The sequence below is a fragment of the Companilactobacillus kedongensis genome, from assembly GCF_003946625.1.
GTDB classification, from domain to species: Bacteria; Bacillota; Bacilli; order Lactobacillales; family Lactobacillaceae; genus Companilactobacillus; species Companilactobacillus kedongensis.
The window spans coordinates 1-5,578 of record NZ_RHOR01000030.1 but is presented as its reverse complement, the minus strand read 5'-3'; the positions used below and the strand labels follow the sequence as shown (position 1 = coordinate 5,578).

The window sequence follows — 5,578 nt, the reverse complement described above, 5'->3', positions numbered from 1 at the left end:
GGCGATGCAGCCTTCAGCTTCCCTGTTGTCTTAGGACACGAGGGTTCTGGTATCGTTGAAAAAGTTGGTAAGAATGTTGACAACTTCAAAGTCGGCGATCACATTATTATGTCATTCTACTCATGTGGCGAATGTGACAATTGTTTAAAAGGTAAACCTACACAATGTCGTAAATATGCTGCTTCTAACTTATCTGGTACTCGTCCAGATGGAAGTGACCATTTCACAGAAGACGGTCACCATGTTTCTGACATGTTCAACCAATCTTCATTTACTACACACACAGTTATCAATAAGAGAAACGCCGTCAAAGTTCCTAAGGAACTTGACCTTAGAAAACTTGGACCTTTGGGCTGTGGCTATGTAACTGGTAGTGGTACTGTCTTCAATACCCTTCAACCAAAACCTGGTGATACTATTGCCGTCTTTGGTACAGGTGCTGTTGGTCTCGCTGCCATGATGGCTGGTAAGATTTCTGGATGTACACACGTTATCGCTGTTGATATCGTTCCTTCACGTCTTGAATTAGCTAAGAAGATGGGTGCAACAGATATCGTTGACTCATCTAAAGAAGATGCTGTTGAAGCAATCAAGAAGATCACAGGCGTTGGTGTTGACTGGGCTGTCGATACAACTGGTGTAACTAAGGTTATGACAGATTCTATCGCTGCTTTGACACAAGGTGGTACTACAGCTACAATCGCTGTTACACCACACAACATTGATATCAGTACATGGAATGACCTATGTGTTGACGACAAGAAGATCGTCGGAGTAAACATGGGAGATTCAATTCCTCAAGTTGATATTCCTCGTTTGATTGAATTCTTCAAACTAGGTGTCTTCCCATTTGATTTGACAGAGAAGTTCTATGACTTCGACCAAATCAATGAAGCTGATGCAGATTCAGTAAGTGGTAAGACAATCAAACCTATCTTGATCATTGATAAAGATTACAAACCAGGTGAATAAAAACCTGTATAAAAATAGACCTCAACCAAATTTGGTTGAGGTCTATTTATTTTAATCTTGTTTTGTAAAGACAGAGTCAATCTCAGAAACCCACTCGGAATTAGAAATTTGATGATATATTGTACCATTTAATTCACGATGATTATTTGAGATCCAATTTGTACCACTCGATGCAGTACGTGAAGCATGTTTAATATTTCCATAATAATCTAAATTATATAGTGGAACATTTCCAGTACCCGCTAATTGAACGGTTCCTCTATAAGAGGTCTCCGGGGCATCTTTAGTAATATCAGATGCCTTTACATAGTTACTTGTGCCAACACGATACCAAGTATTTCCAGCATCGTCGACTGCAACACGATCAACTAACCAAGCGGTTTGATAGCTAAGGTTGATATCGGTATCTTTGGCTTCATCAACGGTACTAAATACTGCCGTATTGCTAGGATCATTGGCATAGACTACGTCAGCTATAGGTTTAAAAGCCCACATATCTTCAGCCTTGACCCACTCGTTGGTAGAAACTTGATAGAATGTGCCTTCACTATTTTGAACAGCTAATCCAACCATCCAATCACTGTCATGAACTAATTGACGATTTACGACTGGATCAGAAGTAGATGGAGAACTGTAAATTTGCGTATAGTTATCAGCTTTTACTAAGTACGGCGCATTTATCAACCATTCTTTATCAGTTGATGGGGTGCTAGGATCAGTTGTTGCATTTGCTAAAACTGTAATCGTAGCATCCTTAGAAAAACCATTCAGTGTATAAGTTGCTTTATACGTTCCAGGTGTTTTTGTATCTACATTGTCTTTTTCAGTTACTTCGCTGAAATCAACAGAATTACCATTTGAGTCCGTAGCATTGTCAAAGTTATCAGCTGGAGTCCAAGTATCACCAACATGAATTGTTGAATTATGGACATTGATAATAGTTGAATCTGTTACGATTACTTGGGTTGTTTTAACAATACCCCCATATTTAAACGTGACATCATAAGTTCCTGGGGTATCAAGTTTTAGTGCTGAAGAATCAACAGTTATATCAGATAATGAAATATCTTTACCATTCTCATCTGTTGCTCTGACCAAACTAGTTGCTGGATCCCATGTCTTTGAATTCACATGTACTGAAGATGGTTGAACAACTAATTCTGGTGCTTGAGTTACAGTTACAGATGTAACTGTTGAATATCCATTATAGGCATAAGTAACCGTATATTGACCAGGTTTTGATTGGTCAATTTCTGATACAGTCTCTGGAGTTTCACTACCAACTTTTTGAATTGTAACTGTTAAATTTGCATATGGAATTGGATCATCGTTTGCATCCGTACTATTCTCAGAATCATAAGCAGTATCTGGATTCCACGTTGTTCCATTAGAAACAGTTAAATCTACTGTTTTTTTAGAAACGATAACTGGAGCTTTTACAACATCTATTTCGTGAACAGATGGATCAATATTATTAGCACCACCATCTTTATTTATACCAATTGAACCGTAGTATGCCATATACATCGGACTAGCCGCACCGATAGTAATATTCTTAGTTGTACTTCCGTCACTGAATGTATATCCTGTTGGAGCATTTACTTCACTAGAACTACCCAATATTCCATTTACTGTTGTAGCGCTAACTATACTACTGCCATTTTTAAAATTAACTTCATTAGACATGGTGCTTTTATTATCTTTAAGAATTCTTGCATTAGGATTGGCTTGCCCCATTACACTGAACTCAACAAGATTTTGAATGGTATTTGAACCAACAATAAATTGAAATCCAATTGGAGCATACGCTTTCATGGTATTACCACTAACTAATGATTTTTTAAATTCAAAATAAAGGCTTGGATATGCATTTACTGCAATAAGCTCTTGGCTTTGATCATATAAATCTATTTCATATTTCATTTCAAGCAAATGTTCATTGGTTAAATTGGGATCAACTTTTACCAACAAATCTTTAGTAATTCTTTTTATATAATCTGAATCTGATTCTTTTTCACCTTGAGAATCCCCAATTTCTTGAGTCAACTGGTTAGAATCATCTAACACATATCCCTGTGGCAAAGCACCCGTTAAATCGACCTTTTCACCTGGATTACCAGTTATAACAGTTTGTCCACGTTTCAAAAACTTATATGTACTAGCACCATTACCATCATCAGATTCTACAGAATAATTAATAATCATACCACTGGTGGAATTGTACCCAGACTTTTCATAGCTTTTACTATTATTCCAGTCAATAACATTTCCCTGTGAATCCGCAACTGGAACTTGTGTTGCTGTATCGACTGGTGCATCTGCCGCATAGGCATTGATATTTTCTGATGAGTTATTACCTATTGTCCCTGAGCTTTTAGTTATATTACCTGTATCACCTGAACCAGCGGCCCCTGTGCCACTGTCAGATCCGGATCCAACCTTCCCTGTGTCAGTATTCGAATCAATTTGTCCAGAATCTGAACCAGTTCCCGACCCTGTATCAGGTGCCGGTTCTTCTTTCGTCCCTGAGCTTATAGTTCCTGTATCTATCTGATCATTATTTTGTCCAACTACTTGATTGGTAGCTGGTTGATCAGTGGCGGCATCTACATTAGTAGTACTTAACCCGCCTAAAATTATTGCTGAAAAAAGTGTTACCCCTGCAATTGTCACTTTTCGTGACGTTGATAACTTGATATTAACCATGTTATTTCTCCCTGAAAAAAACATTTATAACTACTTAAGTATAATTCAATAAATCACAATGTTGGACTCACTTATCATAAGGAAGTTTTACCAATTGTGACCTTGAATCTCCTATCCCATAAAAAATGCACTGTGATATAACTATTCTTGTCTTAAATATGAAGCAAAAAACCGCAAAAAAAAGTTCCAAGTAAAGAAATACATCTTTACTTAGAACTAATCTTGGGTTGTTTAAATTGCTCGTTCTATTTCATTTTTAGTTTCCAAAACTAATTTGATAATTCGTTTCTCACGATCCTCATCCATCCTATAATAAGGCGTACTGACACTGAAGGCACCATACACTTGATTGTGCTTCATTAAAACAGTCCCAATGCAGAATACCTCAAGTTCATTTTCACGATCATCAACGGAGTATCCATTTTGTCTAACGATATCAATTTGTTTCATTAATGCTTTACGATTAACAACGGTAAACTTAGTCAATGGATCTAATGGATTACGATCAAAATAGTCTTCTAGTTCTTCTGGAGTCTTAGTTGCCAAAATGGCCTTCCCCATGGCTGAACAATAGAGATTCAAGCGACCACCGATCTTTGACTTCAAGTTAACACTTCTGGGGCTTTCCAACTTCTCCAAAAATTCAACATGCTCTGCGATCTCTACTCCTAAGTGAACTGTTTCTTCAGTTGCATTACGCAGTTGCTTCAAATAAGGTAAAGCAATTTGGTGAATATTAAAATCAGCTAGTGCCTTTTGGCCTAGTCCAATTAACTCAGCACCTAAGTGATATTTTTTATCTTCTTCATTTCTCCACAAAAGATCTAACTCACACATTGTCGTTAAAATCTTTAAAGTAGTAGATTTCGACATCTCCATGCCTTCATGAATTTCTTTTAGGGTTAATCCCGAATCATGTTCCATTAAATAATCTAAAATAGCTTTAGCTTTGATTAAAACTGTTCCGTAACTTTTTGATTCTACCAATTATATATCCTCCACTTGATAGATTTAAAGAAAGCGCTATAATGATTATATAATTTCTGTAAGGAAAAGTAAATTTATTATAAGGAAATGGTGAACTTTTATGCAAAAAGTTGAAACTTTGAAGAAAATGGAAAAAACTGGTGTTGTAGCAGTTGTTCGTGGAGCTTCTAGAGAAGAAGCTTACAAAGCTGCTAAAGCCTGTATCGACGGTGGAGTTAAGGGTATCGAATTAACTTTCACAGCCCCAGAAGCTGACAAGATCATTGCTGATCTAAAGGCTGATTACAAGGATGATCCTGATGCATGTATCGGTGCTGGTACTGTTCTCGATCCTACTACTGCCCGTATTGCTATTATGGCTGGTGCTGACTTTATCGTTAGTCCTTCATTTAACAAAGAAGTCGCTAAGTTATGTAATCTTTATGAGATTCCATATACACCTGGTTGCATGTCAATCACTGAAATTCAAACTGCCATGACATACGGATCAGATATCGTTAAGGTCTTCCCTGGTAGTGTTGTTGGACAAGGATTCATCTCAGCTGTTAAAGCCCCATTCCCACAGGTAAGCATTATGCCTACTGGTGGCGTAAGTCTTGATAACATGGAAGAATGGTTTGATAAAGGTGTTACTCTTGTTGGTGCCGGTGGTAATTTAGTTGGACCTGCTGCTAAAGGTGACTTTGAACAAGTTAAGAAAAATGCTCAAGCATATCACGCTAAATTAGAAGAAATCAGAAGTAAATAGTAAAAAACTCCCTATTATGAAGTGAACCCCTTAGTTTGGACATAAAATCCAAACTAAGGGGCTTTTTTATGGTTAAATTCAATTTAGATTTAAAAACTAAAATAGTAACTGAATATTTCAATGGATGTGGTTCCACAACTCTAGCAAAGAAATATGGAATAGCTA

Annotated in this window: 4 protein-coding genes; 2 read left to right on the top strand and 2 right to left on the bottom strand. The window is 37.0% G+C overall.

From position 1 onward, the window contains the following. Window positions 1-972: NAD(P)-dependent alcohol dehydrogenase (locus EKM60_RS11005; RefSeq protein ID WP_164508394.1), on the top strand; the 972-nt coding region annotated here is incomplete at its 5' end. A gap of 51 nt (window positions 973-1,023) precedes the next feature. On the opposite strand, the gene EKM60_RS11000 is transcribed toward EKM60_RS11005, so the two are convergent. Together EKM60_RS11000 and EKM60_RS10995 are read right to left on the bottom strand one after the other, a co-directional pair. Next, on the bottom strand, window positions 1,024-3,678 hold the full coding sequence (locus EKM60_RS11000; RefSeq protein ID WP_164508393.1) for a bacterial Ig-like domain-containing protein: 2,655 nt from the start codon (window positions 3,676-3,678) through the stop codon (window positions 1,024-1,026). A 231-nt stretch (window positions 3,679-3,909) separates the two neighbouring features. Further along, complete coding sequence (locus EKM60_RS10995) at window positions 3,910-4,665, bottom strand: IclR family transcriptional regulator (RefSeq protein WP_125715375.1); 756 nt, start codon at window positions 4,663-4,665, stop codon at window positions 3,910-3,912. Between the two features lie 100 nt (window positions 4,666-4,765). On the opposite strand from EKM60_RS10995, the gene EKM60_RS10990 reads away from it, so the two are divergent. After that, window positions 4,766-5,413 (top strand): bifunctional 4-hydroxy-2-oxoglutarate aldolase/2-dehydro-3-deoxy-phosphogluconate aldolase, encoded by a 648-nt coding sequence (locus EKM60_RS10990; RefSeq protein WP_125715373.1) that lies wholly within the window; start codon window positions 4,766-4,768, stop codon window positions 5,411-5,413. The last annotated feature ends 165 nt before the right edge of the window (window positions 5,414-5,578 follow it).